Annotated in this window: 10 protein-coding genes; 1 reads left to right on the plus strand and 9 read right to left on the minus strand. The window is 43.2% G+C overall.

Annotation, left to right across the window (positions count from 1 at the left end; genetic code table 11):
* Window positions 1-24: 24 nt before the first annotated feature.
* Genes EJ994_RS10375 through EJ994_RS10385 form a run of 3 tightly spaced genes read right to left on the minus strand, consistent with a single transcriptional unit; the run spans window position 25 to window position 5,467 of the window.
* A complete protein-coding gene (locus EJ994_RS10375; RefSeq protein WP_126592361.1) occupies window positions 25-1,122 on the minus strand; it encodes a 6-bladed beta-propeller in 1,098 nt (365 codons plus the stop codon).
* Between the two features lie 19 nt (window positions 1,123-1,141).
* Window positions 1,142-2,593 carry a DUF1501 domain-containing protein gene (locus EJ994_RS10380; RefSeq protein WP_126592362.1) on the minus strand — a complete coding sequence of 484 codons (1,452 nt, stop codon included), beginning with the start codon at window positions 2,591-2,593 and terminating at the stop codon, window positions 1,142-1,144.
* 39 nt (window positions 2,594-2,632) lie between these two features.
* Entirely contained in the window at window positions 2,633-5,467 is a 2,835-nt protein-coding gene (locus EJ994_RS10385; RefSeq protein WP_126592363.1) for a DUF1549 domain-containing protein, read from the minus strand.
* 226 nt (window positions 5,468-5,693) lie between these two features.
* Here EJ994_RS10385 and EJ994_RS10390 point away from each other — a divergent pair, with 226 nt between their 5' ends.
* Window positions 5,694-6,695, plus strand: a complete 1,002-nt coding sequence (locus EJ994_RS10390) for a Kelch repeat-containing protein (RefSeq protein WP_126592364.1) — start codon at window positions 5,694-5,696, stop codon at window positions 6,693-6,695.
* Here the strand turns inward: EJ994_RS10390 and EJ994_RS10395 are convergent.
* The 6 genes from EJ994_RS10395 to EJ994_RS10420 form a co-directional block, all read right to left on the minus strand.
* Entirely contained in the window at window positions 6,692-7,834 is a 1,143-nt protein-coding gene (locus tag EJ994_RS10395; protein ID WP_126592365.1) for a lactonase family protein, read from the minus strand. The two genes, EJ994_RS10390 and EJ994_RS10395, sit on opposite strands and share 4 nt — an antisense overlap.
* 44 nt (window positions 7,835-7,878) lie before the next feature.
* Window positions 7,879-9,036, minus strand: coding sequence for an alginate lyase family protein (locus EJ994_RS10400; RefSeq protein WP_126592366.1), 1,158 nt, complete (start codon window positions 9,034-9,036; stop codon window positions 7,879-7,881).
* Between the two features lie 72 nt (window positions 9,037-9,108).
* Window positions 9,109-11,517 carry a glycoside hydrolase family 2 protein gene (locus EJ994_RS10405; RefSeq protein WP_126592367.1) on the minus strand — a complete coding sequence of 803 codons (2,409 nt, stop codon included), beginning with the start codon at window positions 11,515-11,517 and terminating at the stop codon, window positions 9,109-9,111.
* Between the two features lie 110 nt (window positions 11,518-11,627).
* A complete protein-coding gene (locus tag EJ994_RS10410) occupies window positions 11,628-12,824 on the minus strand; it encodes a glycoside hydrolase family 88 protein (RefSeq protein WP_126592368.1) in 1,197 nt (398 codons plus the stop codon).
* 63 nt (window positions 12,825-12,887) lie between these two features.
* Window positions 12,888-14,408 (minus strand): RagB/SusD family nutrient uptake outer membrane protein, encoded by a 1,521-nt coding sequence (locus tag EJ994_RS10415; protein ID WP_126592369.1) that lies wholly within the window; start codon window positions 14,406-14,408, stop codon window positions 12,888-12,890.
* 19 nt (window positions 14,409-14,427) lie between these two features.
* Window positions 14,428-17,457, minus strand: coding sequence for a SusC/RagA family TonB-linked outer membrane protein (locus EJ994_RS10420; protein WP_126592370.1), 3,030 nt, complete (start codon window positions 17,455-17,457; stop codon window positions 14,428-14,430).
* Window positions 17,458-17,596: the final 139 nt, after the last annotated feature.

Here is a 17,596-nt window from a genome sequence, read left to right on the forward strand (position 1 = left end):
CTTCCATTATTATCAAAATAGGACTTATACCCGCTCCAGTTTTACCGGATAAGTCCTGTTGGCGTTCCACTGACAAACGTATAAGTTTTCGTCCTCATCTACACAAACATCATGGCAGTGCTTAAAAATTGGCTCTTTTTGAAGCATACGTTCCAATTTTCCTTTTTTATAGGTTGGAGCGGTACCTCCGGGATTAGAAACCACTTTATTCTGTTCATTTAAAATGGTAACAAAACCAGATTTTGGACTGGTTCTGGTCGGATGCGTAGTCATATCCCCTTCCACAAAGTCGGTCTCTGAGGACCAACATACGCCCGCATACAATTGCTGACCATGTATTACGGGCCTACAGACAAAAGCACCGGGTAAAGAAATTTCTTCCAGATACCTGCCATCAAGTGTAAAACGCTTAAAACTATTGCTTGCACGCGAAGTAATCAACAAAGTGGGATTTGTCTTATCCCGATTATCGATACAAACTCCGTGGGCTGTCTGAAACTGTTCGTTTTCGGTACCCCGTCCGTTTCCTATTTTTCGTTTAAACTCTCCATTTTTAGTAAATTGTAGGACGTACTGTGAACCGTATCCGTCCGCAATATAGATATCCCCATTAGGACCAATGGCGGATTCGGTAGGTTTGAAGGTATCGTCCTTTTCATACGCTCCATATTCCGAAGGATGGCCAATCAATAGCAACTCCCTTCCATCCAATGTGGTCTTTATCATGGCCCCATCGGTATCACAGATAAAAAGAAAGTCTTCTTCACCATCGTTCCACAAAGAAAGTCCATGTCCCCCTTTGTAACGAATACCCCAACTATCCAACAACTTTCCGGATTTATCATAAATCAGGATATTGTTCTGGGTATGATCACCCACCATAACCAATCTCCCTTGAGAATCCATTACCATTTCATGGCAATTTTTAACCGGAGTGGTATTAGGGTCTAAATCGCCCCAAGCCTTGTGCACCCGATAGGTATAATCGCCATGACCAATAATGTCATCCGATAGTTTAGGTTTAGCACTATTGATATTGAAATGCGGCATTAAAACCATACCGGCACTTGCCTTTGCGGTTGTATTCAAAAAAGTCCTGCGACTTGTTTTAGGTGCACTCATGTGTAATTATTTAAATAGATTAACCAGCCTCGGTCATCGGCTTGCCGAACAAATCCAAAATAGGTTCTCCGTGACCGTCTGGCGTGGTATAAAAGGGCCGACCTTCAATGGTGTATTCCGTTTGGGGATGTATACCCAAAGCATGATATATAGATTGATGTACTTGATCTATGACCACAGGATTTTCTATGGAAGAGCAGGGCCTTTCGTCAGCGGTTTTACCATATATCAACCCTTTTTCGATACCCCCACCCCAAAGCAAGATAGAACTCCCGTCCGTAAAGTGGCGATGCATGCCGTAGAACTTTTCGTCCTCAATAATATCCGGTTGCCTTACTTGGTCTTTTACTTGTTCCCCCGGTCTACCTTCCATGATGGCATCACGGCTAAACTCACTCGCTAGAATGATTAAGGTCCTGTCCAAATGACCACTTTCATCCAAATCTTTAATTAGTTGGGCAACAGGCCTATCTATCAACTCCTTCATTTTTTTGGCTCGTGTATGTCCATTTTCGTGGGTATCCCAACCTAAAAACGGCTCATATTCGGTAGAGACACTGATAAAGCGTCCCCCGTTCATAGCCAATCTTTTTGCCAATAAACAGCCTAATCCAAATCTACCTGTATTGTACGTGTCGTAGACTTCTTTAGGTTCTTGGGAAAGGTCAAACACCTTGGCCTCTGGGGAGTTCAATAAGCGATAGGACTGTTCCATGGAGCGCATTAGGGATTCCCTTTGGTAATCACTCCCCTGCTCCATCAGTTTATTCTTGTTCGCCAATTCTTTGTACAATTTGTATCTGGCCTCAAAACGTTTGAGGGACATCCCGTGCGGAGGGCGTACACTTTCCAATCCGCCAGAAGGGTCGGGAATCAAAAAAGGTCCAAATTCGGAACCTAAGAACCCGGCGGAATGAAATGCTTTCAACTCCTCTGCCTCTCCCACGGTAAAACGTTGCCCCATACTAATAAATGGAGGAATTACCGGATTGGCAGGCCCCAACTCTTTAGCTATCCAAGCTCCAATATGAGGAGCCTGTACGGATTGGGGTGGCTCATAACAGGTATGCCAATGGTACTGATGCCTCGTATGGAGAATATGACCTAAATCGGCCGATTTATAGGAGCGAATGATAGCCCCCTTGTCCATAACTCCGGCAATGGATTCCAATCCTTCTGAAAATTCCAATCCATCTACCACCGTTGGTATTTTGGGAAAAGTGCTTAATATCCGCTTGCTTTCCACCCCTTTTTCAAAAGGCACATAGGCTTTTGGGTCAAAGGTTTCGGTATGTGCCATACCTCCTGCCATCCATAAAAGAATAACACTGTCCGCCGTGGCGGCTCGTCTGGCAACCTCTGGCGAACAGGAACTTAAGAAACTGGCTAAGGGAATTGTGGTTGTGGACGCTGCCAAACTAGCCGCTGTCATTTTCTTTATAAACTCCCTTCTTTGATTCTGTTTCTCCATGAATCGATACTTTTTAAATCTAATACAACTACATTGAAATTAATTTATAAATTGAAATTCCGGTAACATTAAAGTGGACCAAAATATATCCTGTACATCTTCTGGGTTAGGTTCATTGCCCAACACACCAAGCAGAACATCCTGCTCATCCTCTGATGGATTCCTCCCCAGCGTTTTCTGATATAGATGAGTTATTATCTTTTGACTATCATTTTGATATTTGTCAATCCAACTTTTAGCACCGTCGGCCAAAACCCCGTTAAAAAAAGCTCCGTTTGTTAGTTCTAGGGCTTGCAACAAGGTCGCTTGGTCGTCTCTTGAGGTCGTAACGTTCTCCCTGCTCGGTCTACCTAAAGCTTTCATGAACGGGTGTTGCTTCACCAAACTGGCACGGGCAAATACCCCATTTTGTTCCTTGAAGGTAAAATTGACCAAATCTCCCCAATTTGCAGTACCATAATTACGGACTTTAACCCAAGAACTATCATCGTATTCCAACGAAACCCAATCTTCCAATGGGGCTTCGGCCGTACTCTTCCAGGTGGTATCGGAATCAATTTGAATTTCCTTTTCAGTACCATAAGAAACTCTCAATGAAAATAGAGTGCCTGCAGGGTTGGCCAGAGTTCCTTCGTTTATACCCTCTATAGCGATAATATTCTCGCCAGAATTCAGGTACTTTTCAACCTTTAATCGAGTTACTTTTTCCCAATCGTTTCCCTCCGAGACTTTATTTCCATTAATATAAAGTATGTAAGAGTGGTCTACGGAAATTAAAACTTCCGCTATTTCTGGCGCTGTACTTGGTAACGTAATTGTTTTTCTGAAATAGCGCTTTCCAGGTTCTGGAAGAACGTTACGGTCAAATTTTATCTCAGGATGCCAAATACGTTTCGCCATAATCTTTTCATTGGCCGGATTATAGGCCACCGTATGATAAAGCGGTTCAATAATTTGACTTACAGCGTCGGAAAATTGTTCTGCACTCAATCGCCTCACCACCGGACCCTGAAAAACATAGTCACTTTTTAGTCCTTCCTGATTGTCATAGGTTACCGCCGGCAACTGATAAGCTTTTGAAGTCATAATGCGTTTTAATAAATGCTTCAAATCATAACCCGATGCCACAAAATCAGAGGCCAGCCAATCTAGCACATCAGCATCCCAAGGCGCATTATCCATTTCATCCAAAGGCTCAATAATACCCCGGCCCATCAATCGGTGCCAAAGTCTGTTGGTAATGGTCCGATACAAACGACCATTTTCTCGCTTTACCATTATTTTAGAGAGATTGAACAATCGTTCCTGAACGGTTTCACCAGCCACATTACCCAATTCCGGATACAAAAAATTCACTTTTGCCATCTTGCCTATCGGCTTATCGCAACGGTTGAGTTCCAGAACCGAATCTGCAAATATGGTCGCAAAGCCATAGGCCTGGTCCAAAGTCATATTACTTACAAAACTATTGTGACAAGATGCGCATTTGACGTTGGCACCCATAAGAGACTGCCCAATGTTTTGGGCCGCCTGCATCTCAGTACGTTGGCTGGCGTTGACCACGCCTCGCCATTGAATACCCTTGATAAAACCCTCAGAACTTGGCGAGGGATTTACAAGCTCCGCAACCATTTGGTCATATGGTTTGTTTTCCTTCAATGAGGTATACAACCAATCTGTAATCTGTTTTCTACCTCCCGTAATAAATCCGGTACCGCTATAGTCATTCCGCAAGAGGTCGTTCCAAAAACTCAGCCAATGTTGTGTGTAATTGTGCGTATCCGCAAGCAAGGTATCAATTAATTTTTCTCGCTTTTTAGCATCAGTATTCCGTTTGAAAGCACTTATTACATCGGGCCCCGGAAGCAAACCTATAATATCTAAATGAACACGACGTATAAAGACATCGTCGTTTACCACCTTGGACCAATCTACCCCTTCTTTCTCAAAGTAGGCGTCAACCAATTTATCTACTGGTTGCTTTTCCGAAGATTCTGGTAGCTCCGGTTCCTGAAGTGCCAGTTCGGCTTCAGGAAAGACCTTTAACGCCTGGTCGGACCAATGGGCTCCGTTTTCAATCCATAATTTGATAAGACTGATTTCATTGCTTTTTAGCACTTTGCCCTTTTTTGGCATCACCTCATCGTCATTGGGTGATAGCGTAATCCTTCGGTATAGTTCACTTTCCCCTAAATTACCCGCTACAACGGCCATACCCGTATCACCACCCTTGAAAACACCTTCCTTACTGTCCAGTACTAAACCTCCTTTTTGCTTGTTCTCGTTATGACATTGGTAACAATTGTGTGCAAAAATAGCCCTCACCTCCATATTTAGCTCATCTTGTTGATGCTGTGTTATGGAATCAGATGTCTTTAAGTCAGCTAGTAATGCTAAGCCTTTGGCATCGTCATAAGAATTTTGATTACTCGGGAGAACAGCGCTCAAATAATCCTCGCCGTGCGTTAAATTAGCACCTAAATGTCCTGCCACGGTCAATAGCCCAACCGTGGCGATGAAAGTGGCTCTATAAATTTTTAAATCCTTTAACTTCCCTTTGTTCGTTTGATGCAATAAAAAGGACGTGATGACCGCTAAAACCGCTGTGGCGATTCCGGTATATTGATGATTATCTACCAAATCCCCTGCATAGTCTTCTTGGGTGCGTAACAACCAACCGAACAATGCGGAAAGAACAGCGAAAATAGTTCCAATGTAGAGCATCCAACGAATACCTTCACGAAGCCCTTTTCTTTTTCCACCTATACTCAGCAGTTCCATAAATAGCGCCACCACTAACAGTCCAATAGGAAAATGCACCATCAAGGGATGAAACCTTCCTAGAAGCTGAAGTACCCAATTAAAATCTTCCATTAAAACCTCTCTGTTATAGTAAATTCTTTAGTTCTGAGCGGTTAAACCTTGTCCCAGAAAACAATCAATACTAATAGAATTTCTACTTGTTACCATCCTGTACTATACTGTCGTTCTCATGAGTAACCCCTCTATCTTACGATTACTATGTCAAAAAAATAACGTTATCTTGGCTATTGAAAACTATTTATCTCTTTTCAATAATAATGGCTCTTATCACATTAAAATGAAAAATATACGTATCACTTATTTATTTCTTTTGTTTCTTGGCACTTGCCTTATACATTCCCAAAATCAGGATTCGCTAAATGAATGGAAAACTATAGAAACAAATGGACTTCCTTTGGCACGGCATGAAAACAGTTTTGTCTCTATTGGACAAAATTTTTATTTGTTAGGCGGAAGAGGCCTAAAACCCATATCCATATACAATGTAGATAGCCATACGTGGACGACGGGTTCCACTCCTCCTATTGAAATTCATCATTTTCAAGGGGTTACATACAATAACAAAATCTATGTTATCGGAGCCATGACTGGAAAGTACCCTTATGAGACTCCCCTGCCGCATATGCTAATTTATGATGCTAGTACGGACACGTGGGAAAAGGGCCCTGAAATACCGAAAGAAAGAAGAAGAGGCTCCTGTGGTGTAGTAGTTGATGGAAATAGTGTTTATATGGTCAGCGGAATTGTTGACGGGCACAACAGCACACACGTGCCGTGGCTTGACCGCTATGATTTTAAAACGGGAAAATGGACAGTTTTAGCGGATGCACCAAGAGCACGAGACCATTTTCAAGCAGCTATTGGCGGTGGTAAAATTTATGCTGCTGGGGGAAGAAATTCATCCTACGCTACGAAGCAAACTTTTGAGCTCACCATTCCAGAAGTTGATGTTTTCGATATAGAAAGTAACATATGGACCACTCTGAAAGAAAGCGGAAATATACCTACCGAAAGAGCAGGTACTACTTCTGTTCTACATAACAACCAACTTATCGTTATTGGAGGAGAAAGTAGCAGTCAGGAAAGTGCTCATGACCATGTAGAGGCACTACATCTTAAAACGATGAAATGGAATGAATTACAACCGTTAAATAGGGGAAGGCATGGCACCCAAGCAATTGTACATAAAGATGCTATCTATATTGCGGCGGGTTGTGGTAATAGGGCCGGAAAACCGGAATTAGACTCCCTAGAGAAGTTGCCGTTAAAAACCAACTAGTACCTTTTGTAAGTGCGCATTTGAAGGCTGGAAGGATTATTAAAGGGCAACTCTGTTGCTAGTTTAGTGAGCTCTCCCGTAACCGAATCCCGTTCAAACACGATGATATTATTAGAAAACTGATTGGCTACCAATAAGAATTTCCCTGATGGGCTTATAACAAAGTTTCGCGGGTGTTTACCGTATGTTGGCACATGTCCCACTGCGTTTAAACTACCTGTTTCTTGATTAATTAAAAAAATAGAAATAGAATCTTCCTTAGGGCCACGGTTAGAGGCATACAAGAATTTTCCGTCTGGAGAAATATGGATATCCGCTGACCTATATATCTCTTGCTTCGTTGCGTAGGATTGATAATCCGCTAAAAATTCTAAATGACCGTTGTCATATGTGTATGCAGCGACCTTACCGCTTAATTCGGACACGCCATATCCGAACTTACCATTGGGATGGAAGGTAAAGTGCCTTGGACCACTACCTGGTTTTACGGGAATTTCTTTTGATGGCTGCAATCGCAAAGAATCGGCTTCAATGTCAGTTACCTTAAAGGCACGTATTTTATCGGCCCCTAAATCCTGTCCAAATAAAAACTGCCCATCAGGTGAAAAATTTGTAGAATGCAAATGCGCTTCGTCCTGCCTTCCTTTTACGATACTACTATCATTAAATTCCACTAGTTGATGATACGGTGCTAAACTTCCATCGGTTTCAATTTGAAAAAAGGAAATGCCAGCATCGGTGTAGTTGGAATTCACTAAATATTTTCTGTCAGGATGTAAAGAAAGGTGTGCGGGGTTGCGTCCTCCAGCACTTTGCACGTTAAGTAATTTCAACGAACCGGTTAAGGAATCTACGGCGAACGCAGCTACTTTTCCATGGGTAGGCAACTGACTTTCCATTACGGAGTAAAGATGCTTACCATCTATGGCAATTTTTAAGAATGATGGATTAATCAATGAATCTACTTTAGAGCGAAAGAAAAGTTCTCCAGTTGCATCGTCAAACTCATAGACATGTATACCATCACTTGGTGCGCCTTCAGTAAAGCTGCCAACAAAAAGTAAAGTTTTTGAAGGTTTCTTTACACAGGACATGAAAGAAGCGATTAGAATAAGTGATAAAACGATATACTTTCTCATAAGGAATAGGCTTCATTAAAGCTAAGTTAGTATTAAAACAATTGTCACAGCCATAACAAAGGATAACGCACTGGCATATTTCGGATTATTTCTGGGGTGTTAAAATCCGCTTCTAAATTGTTCCATAACACCAAATAGGCCTCGTTTTTAGTGGCCATACCTCCAAAAAACAAGAATGGGTGCCGAACAGGCCATTCCTCCCAAAACATAACGTCTTGGGCATAAGGCCATTTTGTTTTATCCGTTACATATGGAAAAAGAAACGAGATGCCTTTTAGAATACCTTTATTATCATTTGTTCTATAATCAAATAGGTTTTCCTCTGATGATGAAAGTACTTGACATAATGCGGTCATCACATCCAAATTAAAAAGAGAATATCCGTAAGGCTTCGTGCGTTTCAATTCTAAAGGAAAAGAACCGTCTATGTCCATTTGATTGGGCAGTAATACCGTCTTATACATTTTTATCGCGTAATCGGTTTGTTCTTCATTACCAACAAGTTCTGCAAAAACCGCTACTTGGAGTGCCCAACAGACACTATGATTATTTCCATTATCTCGCTCAGCTATGCCGTAAGGGTGGGTAGTTATCCAATCTAAATATTGAGAAAACCAGCTTTTGATTCCCTTTAATTCCTCCATGGATAAAACATCGGTATCGGCTATTGCCATAACGGCTTTGGCAACTTCTAATAGATGAATGGTATCTATAATTCCAATACCCCTACCGGTAACCCTTCCCATTATGGCTTGCCCGAAAAGAAGGTTTGGATTCATTTTAGTATCCTCATCTAAAAACCACGCTTTTAGATGTGGCAACAGGTAATGGGCATATTTTTTATCACCGGTGATAAGATAAGCTGAGCCTAATGCTCCTGAAATCTGACTGAAACGAATCATAGCCTCTCGGTGCGCGGTAAAATTTTCAGGATTGGTCATCCCGTCCTTTCTCATATAAGGTCCTTTGGGATTCTCGGGGTCTGGCCACCAATAGTCGCCCTCGGAATAAAAATCGTTCTTACCACCGGCGCTACGTTCACAAACAAAAGCACTTACCGTAACAGGTTTTAATTTAGAATAATCATTGGCAAGCTTCAGAACTCTTTTCTTCTCTTTATCAAAGATTACATTTTCATGATTTGTCTGTGCGCTCCCGTACGCAACAAACAATAGTAAAAGCCAATATCCTACATATTTCATACGCTTAATTTACTTAAAATGCCATGATTGCATAACACAACCACGGCATTCACCTAACAACTCAACTCGTAATTATTTCTCAATGGTTAAATAGGTTCCTTTAAAATTTTGGTTCAGCACCATTACCTTTAGGGCATCCTGCGTTTCATTGGGTATAATTTCTATAGATGCCTTCCCGTTGGCCATACCGATAATTTCACTTCCGGTAGGTGTTCCTTGATGCTTTAAACTTCGTCCACCCTCTAAGGTTTGAAAGTACACTTTATCCTCATAATCCAAACAGCGCAAGCCATTTGCATCCACAGCAATGGCCGTGACCAAATAATTTCCATTCTCCATTTTTTGCGCGGAAAGTTCTAAACCTTTAGCTGTTTCATTTTTTGTATATCGGTAATTCAATAATAACGAATCCGTTACCATAGTACCGTTTTTATACCTTGCCTTTGCGATAAGTTCATTAGCGCCCTCGATAAAATTTACGTCCCAAGTTAAACCTGATGCAGGGAATGCTGTAATATCTTTTGACCTAAGACCCAACGATTTTCCATTATGGAATAGGGTAACTTCATCGCAGTTGCTAAAAACACTAATGGTCCTTGCTAAATCTTCAGGGCCCTGGCGTTCGGTCCATGTATGTGATTCAATATAAGCAAAAGGTTCTTTGCCCCAATAACTCTTAAATACGTAGTAAGCATCCTTTGGGTTACCCGAACGATCAACCAATCCTTTTTGGTTCATGTACGGAATATCATTTTCTGGACGCAGAGGTGTACCAAAATCTTTGAAGGCCCATTGCGCGTTACCCACGAAGGTAGAATCGGTTTCCGTAATTCGTAAATGCCAATCAAAAAGATCTACCATATAATTCTCGCTCCAGTCGCCAATTTGAGCGATGTTAGCAACTTTGGTTTGTACAATGGCTTCTTCCCAACCGTCAGAGTTAATAACGCCCTCTCCTGTGATAGGGTTTTCCGTATGCCTTCCTACGTGGCTAGAGCCCCCGTATTCCGCGTGCAAAAAACTTTTGTATTTGGGCTTGTAGGTATCCAAAGCCTTTTGATAACTTTTATAACTACCCGAATACCATCCCGACCAGATAGATGGTGAGAAAACATCCACGATATCTGCGCCTTCATAATATTTACGTATCGCCGTTTTTCTATTCGGGTCTAACTCGTGGGCTATGGTATTCAATTCGGTCAAGAAAGTGTTCATTTTACCCGTATCATCTCCACCTTCAAAATCTGGCAACCAATACATTTCATTCCCTAATGACCAAATAATGATGCTCGGATGGTTATAGTTTTGAGTAATTATTTCCTTTAGCATATTCTTGGTATTGGTCTGCCAAACAGCTTCTCCTAAACCACCTCTGCACCAAGGCAATTCGTCCCAAACAAGTAGTCCTAGCTCGTCACATGCCTTGTAAATTTCTGGATCTTGGGGATAGTGTGCCAACCGAACAAAATTGGCTCCCATCTCCTTGATCATTTCCATGTCCTTCCTATGAAGTTCATTGGACATGGCCGCTCCTACTCCAGCATGCTCTTCATGACGGTGTGTTCCTCGCAATAAGACGCGACGTCCATTTAAGAAAAACGGTCCGTTTTCTACAAACTCGAACCAGCGGAAACCTACCCTATCGGATACTTTGTCCATCTCCTTTTTTCCCTTTTTCAAAAAAACATCGATGGTATATAAGTTCGGATTATCAATATCCCAAAGTTTAGGTTCCACAATATTCTCTATAGTAATCGTAGCAGAGCCCCCTTGAACAAGACCCGTTTTTGAAATGACTACATTCCCATCTGGGCTTTTCAAAATAATCTCAACCCCATACCCTTTTAAATCTTCTTTTGATTCTATGGGTACAGCAATTTGCAAGGAAGCTGATTCCTTAGATACTTTAGGTGTAGTTACCTGTATCTTTCCAATAGCCGTACTAGGTTTGGTCTTAAGCCAAACATCCCTAGTAATACCACCATAAATAAAGAAATCGCTCTTTTGAGAAGGAATGATATCTGGATTGTAGCCACTATCGACTTTTACGTATACTTCGTTTTTTCCCTTTTTGATATAGGGGGTAATATCGATTTCAAAACCAATATATCCCCCGATGTGGTTTCCTGCTCTTTGACCGTTAACAAATACGGTAGTTGTGATATTGGAGCCTTCAAAGTAAAGGAAGTATTGACGATTATTAATAATTTTTTCGATTAATACATCCTTTTTATACCAACTTATCGACCTTCGGTAGCCCGGCTCATTATCGGTTACATCTTCACTGTTCCAGGTATGTGGTAAGTTTATGTTTACCCAATTCGTCTGTGCTTTAGCATTATTCAACTCTTCTGTTGCATGCTCAAGATAAGACCAATTTTCATTGATGACCTGCGCTGTTCTAACTTCTGCTTGACCAAACATATTGATGCAGCCTAGTAACACAAGAACAATAGAAAGAATACTAAGATTAAATTTCATTTTAAACTTTTAATAATGATAAACAAGCCGATTTTAAGGGGCTTTTGGTATGGTCTATTAGGGCCTATGGATATAACAATTAAGGGAGACAAAAAGCCATATTATAATTGCTAGTTTAACCTCGAAATACTGTTTTGTCTTAGCAAGGCCTCTAGAAAATAATAGTCCCCATAAACAATAGGCTCATCCATCTCATCTTTTTTAGGCCAATTTCCCGTACTATGATCTAAAATGAATGGTGCATTTATACCAGCGTCCAAAACATATTCCTTCGTTCGTAAGTTATCCAAGACCTTATCCGCATATTCCTTATATCTAGGGTCATCATCATATTTCATAAGCTCATAAAATGCAGAAGCTATTACAGTAGCGGCGGAAACATCCCTAACCGCGTTTGGAAGAGCTGGGTCGTTAAAATCCCAATATGGTATACCATCTTCTCTTAAATTTGGATGACTTAAGTAAAAGGAAGCACTAGCTTTGGCCTGTTCTAAATAGTTCACATTTTTTGTATACCTATAGCACATGGTAAACCCGTAAATACCCCAAGCTTGGCCTCTAGCCCAGGCGGAATCGGCATTATATCCTTGATGGGTGACTTTATCCTTTACCTTCCCAGAAATAGTATCGTATACTACCACATGATAGCTGCTATTATCTTCTCTAAAATGGTTCTTCATTGTTGTGTTGGCGTGGGATATTGCGATTTTGTGATAGGTACTATCTCCAGAAATCCGAGTAGCTTCGAATAACAATTCCAGATTCATCATATTATCTATAATAACCGGAAATTCCCAAATATCCTCGTTAAAATCCCAAGATCGTAAACTTCCAACGGTTTCATTGAAACGCGTAGATAAGGTTTTTGCGCTCTCAACGACAATTTCGTCGTACTGTATATTTCCTTGAACCTTCAATCCCTGTCCAAAACTTGAAAACACCTTAAAGCCCATGTCGTGCGTGACACCATTAAATTTCTCTCTTTCCATAAAAATGGTCCAAGCCTTTGCACGCTCTTTGTAATCGTTATTTCCCGTTAGTTGATAGAGCTGCCAAAGATTACCTGGAAAAAAACCACTGGTCCAATCCTTGGAAGGTACTTTTTTAATAGTTGTTGTCTCGGCAGTATAACTTCTTGGAAACGCTAGGGAATCTAGAGGGTACGTCAGTAATTTTTGATAACGAACCTGTAGTAGGGAATCTATCGTTATAGCACCGGTGTTTTTATCATCTTTGCCATCGGTTTTGCACGCACTAAAAAGCAATACAAAACCAATAGCTAAGACAACATAGCTAACTCTGTTCATTCAATTTTTTTTGAAAAACTCCTTTAAGTTTTAACATAAAACTTAAAGGAGTTTGGTAAGTGATTAGTATCCTGGGTTCTGTGGTTCAAGGTTCGGATTTCTTGCCAGTTCGTCGGCGAGAATGGGGAATAGGTAATCCCTGCCCGGGTCAAAGTTTTCCTTTAATCCTTCCAGTCCCGAGGCCCCGAATACTTCTGCACCCAATTGTCTTCTGGCAATATCGTACCATCTCTTGTATTCAAAAGCAAGTTCCCATTTGCGTTCTTCTAGGACCATGTCCCTAAAGTCTCCCTGCGACATACCTCCCGTTACATCTTCCGGAAAAGCGGAACCGTTACCCGCTCTTGCCCTTGCGCGCACCCTGTTCACATAACCTGCCGCCTCACCGGAACCCGGACTGGTCTCGTTCAACGCCTCTGCGGCTATCAAGAGTACCTCGGCATAGCGCATCATCATGTAGTTCTGCTGGGACCCCCTACCGTTACCGGTGGAAGTGACCCCCGTACCACGGGTATACTTGGCGATATGCGGTCTGTTCACGGCTCTGCCCGCCCCGCTTTCCTTAAAAACGGTAAAGGGCTGTACCACACCGTCAAAAAGCCCGATGGTATCCAGGCTTACGGCCTTCCTATAATCGCGTCCGTCCCATGAATCGTATACGCCCAGTGCCGGAACTCCTACGGACCAACCTCCTCCCAGGCCATACTGTTCGTCGTCACGAATGCCCGTAAGTGCGGCCTGATAGTCCCTACCGTCGTCCCCGTTACTGGCCCCTATGAAATCCAATACAAAGATCGGTTCACTGGAACCGTCGATCTTAGTGGCGTCGAACAGATCCTGAAAATCGGCTTCCAGACCTAGCCCATAGGCACCTTCGTTGTCTATAACCCCTTTGGCCTCCGTGTACGCGTTAGCATATTCTCCCATGGTCAAATATACAAGTGCCAAATAGGAATGTGCCGCGGATTTTGCGGGTATGGATCTTGCCGCCTGCGTATCGGGCAACCACTGCTTAGCGAATTGAAGGTCTGCGATTATGTTGGCATACACCTCGGCAGCAGGAGTTTTACTGATACTACTTGCAGCTGCAAGATCAGTTACTGTTTCTGATATGTACGGGATGTCCCCGAATTGCCTTACCAAATGAAAGTAAGCGAAGGCTCTTGCAAAATAGGCCTGTGCCGTAACCGGGTTCTTGATGGACTCGTCCACGTCCACGTCCTCCGCACCGGCGATAGCTTGGTTGGCGGCGGCTATGATCTGGTAGACCCTAAGCCAGTACCCGTCGATCATACCGTTATCCGCTTGCACGGTGAATATGTCGTGGTCGATTCTTCGTTGTGATGTGGTCGGGTCGCCAAAAGCTACCATATCACTTCGTAACATAAGGGTCAAGGACATTTTCCTTCCCCAGAAATCTTCGTGGGTCATGTGGCCAAAAGCGGCGTTTGCCGCAGTTTGGATATCATTGGTAGATCGGAAGAAACCGTCCGGGGCCAATAGCCCTATCGGTTCTTCCTCTAGATCGGAGCATCCCATGATCGACAATGCAATGAACGCGAATAAAAATTTACAAGTTTTCATATTGATTTTTTTTTTGTTTTTAAAATTTTAAATTGACACTGAAGTTAACGGATCTTACCGTTGGATAGTTACCAAAATCGAAACCGTTGGTAGTATTACTGGCCGAGCTGTCCTGGCCTACCACACCATAACTTACCTCGGGATCTAATCCGGAGTAATCGGTAAAGGTCAACAGGTTCTGACCACTGATGGAGAACCTAACGTTGTCCATACCTATTCTATCGGTTACCTCCTGAGGCAGGTTATACCCTAAAGCTATGTTTTTTAGTCGAAGATAACTACCGTCCTCCACGAAACGGGAAGTTATCTGCTTACCTCTCAACCTAGCTCGTGGTATATCGGTATCCGTATTGGTCGGTGTCCAAGAATCAAGGATAGCCGTCGTAGCGTTTGAATCTCCGTTGAACAACTGCACATTGGTGAGGTTCATCACGTCCCCTCCGAAAGACCCCTGGAAAAAGATGTTCAGGTCAAAGTTTTTGTAAGAGAAGTTGTTCGTGATACCCATGGTCCAATCCGGGTTGGGATCACCGATTATGGTCTGGTCGTCCGTAGTAATATCACCACTACCGTCAAGATCGGCGAACAATTGATCCCCTACATCACTACCGGCAAGTAGGGCCGTACCTTCTGGCAATGCACCTCCTTGATATACGCCTTTGTAATCAAAGCCCCAGAAAACACCTACCGCTTCACCTTCCCTTAGGACATGCGTACGGGGTACGTTGAAATATCCGGGGGAGGCATCTTGGAAAATATCCTCTCCGTTCAATAGTGTAACGAATTCGTTCCTGTTCCTGGACCAGTTGAAATCGGTCGTCCAACTGAAATTATCGTTCACTATGTTCCTTGTGTTCAAGGTAATCTCGAACCCCTTGTTGTTCACCTCACCTACATTTCTTAGACTGGCCGCGGTAAGAAAACCTAAAAATTGTGGTTGGCTCGTATCCTCGATGATAAGATCCTTCGTATCTATATTATAGTAGTCCAGGGAAAGGGAGACCCTGTTGTTGAAAAGTCCCAGGTCAAGACCCAGATTCGTCTGGAAGGACGATTCCCATTTCAGATCGGGATTGGCAACTTGATTCGGCGTTACGTTGATCACCGTGGTACCGTTGATCGGTGTGAATACGGAACCGAAACTCGCCAAGGACTGGTATGCCGCTATCGCCTGGTTACCGGTAACACCGTAACTGGCCCTTAATTTCAGGTTGGATATGGTTTTGTGATCCTTCAGGAAATTCTCGTTGGAGACTTTCCAGCCCAATGCACCGGACGGAAAAATGGCATATTTTTCATTTTCGGCGAAGTTGGAGGCTCCATCCCTTCTTACGGTCGCGGTAATCAGGTACTTATCGTCATAATCATAGTTCAATCTAGCGAACTGGGACTGAATCTCCGTTTCCGAGAAAGACGAAGTAGGGATCAGCTGAACTGCGCCCGACTGTAGGTTGAAATAGGAAAAAGAATCGGATGTAAAACCGGAAGCACCTGCGGAAAACCGTTCCGTTGTCGTCTTTTGGTAGGAGTAACCCGCTAAAAGGTTCAAATTGCCCTTACCTATTTCCTTGTTATAGGTCAAATAGTTCTCGCTCAACAGACTTGTTCTCTTAAAGTTCTGTACCGTGGCCCTGCCCCCGGTACCAGCTCCGGCGGTCACCACCAAAGTGGATGGTCTAAAGACCCCTTCCGTACCGTTGGCGGTACTGAGACCGAACGTTGTTTTAAAGGCCAGGTTCTTGACAATATCGTAATTGGCATAAAGGTTGGCCCTGTAATTATCCGTCTTCGTCTCGTTGACCCCTTCCGTTGCAACTGCAAAGGGGTTGTCCACGTTGTCGCCTACCGAATTAATGGTATTTACGCCGTTAGCGTCTTGAACGGGCTGATCGGGAGCAAACCTGAAGAGTAGTGAAATAACATCGTCCCCACCTCCGTTGGCGGTCTCACCGGTGGATTGTGTAGGAACACCGTCCTTGGAACCCCTACTTCCAAAAAGGTTGAATCCCAGTTTAAGCTTATCCGTTACCTGCGCATCGATATTGGACAGAAAGGATACACGCTCGAATTCCGAGTTCACGATGACCCCCTCTTGTTTAAAGTAAGTGGCGGAGGCATAGAAGTTCACTTTATCCGTCCCTCCCGAAAAGGAGAATTGATGGTTCTGTGTACTTCCCGACCTGTACAGTAGATCTTGCCAGTCCGTATTGGCGCTACCCTGCACATAACCGGGATTGATGGCCTGTTGATAGGTAGCGAACTGGTCCGCGTTCAACAGATCCAGTTCGTTCGCCGTATTCTGAACGGAATAGTTGGTATTGAACTCAACGGACAGTTTGCCCTTCCTACCTTTTTTGGTGGTCACCAGGACCACTCCGTTGGAACCCCTTGAACCATAGATCGCGGTTGCGGAAGCATCTTTCAGGATCTCTATGGATTCGATATCGTTGGGTTGGGGAAAGACCGCCCCCACAAAACCGTCGACCACTATCAGTGGCGCACTACTGGCATTGATAGAGGTGTTGCCCCTGATCTGAATATTGATAGGGGCACCGGGCTCCCCACCGTTGTTGGACTGTACCACCACACCGGCGGCACGTCCCTGTATCGCCTGCGCCGCATCGAGCACAGGGAAGGCGTTCAGTTCCTCCGATTTTACCGAGGATACCGAACCGGTAATGTCGCTCTTCTTTCTGGAGCCGTAACCGACCACCACCACTTCGTCCAGTTGAGCGGAGTCTTCCGCGAGGACAACGTCTATTCTCGTCTGTCCCGTAACGGTTCTGGAAACAGTGGTAAAACCAAGTGAGGAAAATTCCAGTACGTCCCCTTCGCTTACCGTGATCGAATAGTTACCGTCGAAATCGGTAGAGGTTCCTGTCGCACTGGACGTAACGACGACATTGGCCCCCGGAACGGGAACGTTGGCCTCGTCCGTAACCGTGCCGGTTACTGTATAGGTCGATTGCGAAAAGCCCACCGAACTTGCCAGCAAAAAGGTAAAGAACAATAGTGCTCCTAACCAATTGTTTTTTCGTTGTTTGAACATAAGTTTTAAATTTTGAGTTAGTTTGATTATTCATTAAAAACACAACTAAAGCGTTTAAAAAATTCATAGGTGCTTGAAAGTATCTATGAGTGATGTATGGCTATTAGCATGACTCAAAATTAAAGGAATACGGATTATT

The sequence above is a fragment of the Maribacter sp. MJ134 genome, assembly GCF_003970695.1.
Taxonomy (GTDB): Bacteria; Bacteroidota; Bacteroidia; order Flavobacteriales; family Flavobacteriaceae; genus Maribacter.

What these genes read in the sequence shown, in the direction of transcription:
- EJ994_RS10410 (WP_126592368.1), bottom strand. Translation starts at nt 12,824, where the DNA reads ATGAACAGAGTTAGCTATGTTGTCTTAGCTATTGGTTTTGTATTGCTT.
- EJ994_RS10400 (WP_126592366.1), bottom strand. Translation starts at nt 9,036, where the DNA reads ATGAAATATGTAGGATATTGGCTTTTACTATTGTTTGTTGCGTACGGG.
- EJ994_RS10385 (WP_126592363.1), bottom strand. Translation starts at nt 5,467, where the DNA reads ATGGAAGATTTTAATTGGGTACTTCAGCTTCTAGGAAGGTTTCATCCC.
- EJ994_RS10380 (WP_126592362.1), bottom strand. Translation starts at nt 2,593, where the DNA reads ATGGAGAAACAGAATCAAAGAAGGGAGTTTATAAAGAAAATGACAGCG.
- EJ994_RS10395 (WP_126592365.1), bottom strand. Translation starts at nt 7,834, where the DNA reads ATGAGAAAGTATATCGTTTTATCACTTATTCTAATCGCTTCTTTCATG.
- EJ994_RS10415 (WP_126592369.1), bottom strand. Translation starts at nt 14,408, where the DNA reads ATGAAAACTTGTAAATTTTTATTCGCGTTCATTGCATTGTCGATCATG.
- EJ994_RS10375 (WP_126592361.1), bottom strand. Translation starts at nt 1,122, where the DNA reads ATGAGTGCACCTAAAACAAGTCGCAGGACTTTTTTGAATACAACCGCA.
- EJ994_RS10420 (WP_126592370.1), bottom strand. Translation starts at nt 17,457, where the DNA reads ATGTTCAAACAACGAAAAAACAATTGGTTAGGAGCACTATTGTTCTTT.
- EJ994_RS10390 (WP_126592364.1), top strand. Translation starts at nt 5,694, where the DNA reads ATGAAAAATATACGTATCACTTATTTATTTCTTTTGTTTCTTGGCACT.
- EJ994_RS10405 (WP_126592367.1), bottom strand. Translation starts at nt 11,517, where the DNA reads ATGAAATTTAATCTTAGTATTCTTTCTATTGTTCTTGTGTTACTAGGC.